The organism is Kribbella sp. NPDC054772, from assembly GCF_053611945.1.
On record NZ_JBSHBJ010000024.1, the window covers coordinates 65,894 to 68,070 of the forward strand.

1 protein-coding gene is annotated in these 2,177 nt (G+C 66.2%); it reads right to left on the bottom strand.

Going from position 1 to position 2,177, the window contains the following annotated elements; all coding sequences use genetic code 11:
• Positions 1 to 93: 93 nt before the first annotated feature.
• A complete protein-coding gene (locus tag ACWGID_RS29560; RefSeq protein WP_452202024.1) occupies positions 94 to 1,839 on the bottom strand; it encodes an ABC transporter substrate-binding protein in 1,746 nt (581 codons plus the stop codon).
• Positions 1,840 to 2,177 lie beyond the last annotated feature (338 nt).

The following is a 2,177-nucleotide window of genomic DNA, read 5'->3' on the forward strand; positions in this document are numbered from 1 at the left end:
CCCTCCCATAGTGTTGGTTGTGTGGGGTCTTGGGTCCCACCCCCCGCGGGCGGGGGGGGGGGGGGCCCCCCCCCCCCCCCCCGCGGCCCGGAATCACTGGCTGCCGGCCGGCTTCAGGTTGAGGATGATCTGCAGAGCGTTCTGCTGGGTCGGCTGCGCCGGCCCGTACTGGTTCTGCTCGTCGGGCCAGCCGACCCAGTTCTTGGTGCTGTAGAGACCGCCGACGTTGGACGCCGAGGTGGGGATGATCGGCATCTGCTCGACCATGATCTTCTGCAGCGTGTTCAGCGCGCTGGTGCGGGTCGCGTCGTCCGCGGCGTTCGCGTACTGGTCCAGCGCCTTGGTCGCCTCCGGGCTGTTGAACCGGCCGTAGTTGCCGCTCACGCCACCCTTGCCGACCGGCTTCAGGATCTTGCCGTCCATGATGTTCTGGTAGATGTCGAACGGCGTCGCGCCACCGTTGGTCCAGTGCATCGCGGCGTCGAAGTTGCCGGTGTCGATGTTCTTGAACCACGCGTCCTGGTTGGCCTTCTCGACGGTCGCCTTGATACCGATCGTGGACAGGTTGTCCTTGATGATCTCCAGGTCGGTCTGGTAGTCCGACCAGCCGGCCGGGTCGGTGAGCGTGAGCGTCACCGGCTTGCCGGTCGGGTCCTTCAGTACGTCGCCTTCGAGCTTGAAGCCCGCGTCGCTGAGTTCCTTCTTCGCGCCGTCGACATCGACCGCGTGCTGCTTGTCCTTGTACTCCGGGGCGATGAACGACTCACCGGCCGGCGTCGGGATGCCGGTCATCGACTCGACCTTCGGGTAGAAGTACCCGGCCTCGCCCTGCTGGAAGATGTCGTCGCGGTTGATCACCAGGTTCATCGCACGACGCAGCGCGGCGTTGTCGAACGGCTTCTTGGTGGTGTTGATCCACAGACCGTGGATACCGAGGTTCGCCGGGAACCAGAGCTTGTGGTTCTTCGGGTCCTTGTCCTGGTAGACGGCCTTCACGTTCGGGACGAAGACGAAGCTCCACTCCGAGGAACCGTTCGCCAGCGCGGTGGTCTGCGCGTTGTTGTCGTTGTACGACGTGTACCGCAGCTCCTTGACCTTCGGGAGGTCCTGCCAGTACGAGTCGCGCAACGTCAGCGTGGTGGTCTGCGGGGTGAACGACTTGACCGTGTACGGGCCGGTGCCGATCGGGTTCTTCAGGGTGTCCTGACTCGGGTCCTTGATCGTCGACCACTGGTGCTTCGGGACCACGAAGACGGTCAGGATCTTGTTCTGGTTGGTGAACTGCGACCGGGTGAAGGTCAGGTCCACCTTGTTGCCGGAGGCAGCGATCGTGCCGTACGGGATCGCGTCCTGGTTCAGCCCGTCGTTGTCCTTGCGGAGCTGGAACGAGTACGCCACGTCGTCCGCGGTCATCGGCTGGCCGTCGGAGAACTTCACGCCGTCCCGGATGGTCAGCGAGAGCTTGGTGAAGTTGGCGTCCCACTTCCACTCGGTCGCCAGCCACGGCTTGCCGGGATCTGTCGGCTTGATGCCGTTGATCATCACCAGCGGCTCGAAGATCATCCAGCGGTAGCCCAGTGAGGCGCCCGAGGAGGAGCCGAGGAACGGGTTGTGGTTCTCGGTCTGTGGACCGTTCGGCATGCCGATGTTCAGAACGGTCGCGCCGCCGCCTGAGCCAGTGCCGGCGGCCTTCCCGTCCCCGTTACTACAAGCAGCCAGGGTGGCTGCCGCGAGCAGGCCCGCGAGGGCGAGGGCCGTGGAGACGGCGTACCTCGGCGCTCGCGGTGCCCAGGCACGCACCTCGCGGCGGCGACGGACCGCCCACGATGAACCCCGCATCGAGGGCGGTCCGTCGCCTTGCGATGCACGCACCTGGGCACCGCGATCGCTCGAGCTACGCCGTCTCCACGGCCCTGGCGCGACTGTGCGTCGTGCTCGCATCGGTTCCTCCTGTGTATCTGTTGGCGGATGGCCCACCCTGAGCCGGTGGGCCAGTGCATGGTGGCGTGAAAGCGCTCTCATGGGAAGAGCTCACGCCAGGTCTTCGATGTTCAGAGGGGTACGCCGGGGGGGGGGGGGGCGGGGCCATACCGCCCCGCGCTCGTCCATTTTTGCCGGTGTTTGGGGGGGGGGGGGGGCCACATGGGGGGGTGGGGGGGGGTGGTGATGGGGCGTAG

Bases quoted from the DNA above. Each gene is read 5' to 3' on its own strand.
- ACWGID_RS29560 (WP_452202024.1), bottom strand. From the start codon at position 1,839: ATGCGGGGTTCATCGTGGGCGGTCCGTCGCCGCCGCGAGGTGCGTGCC.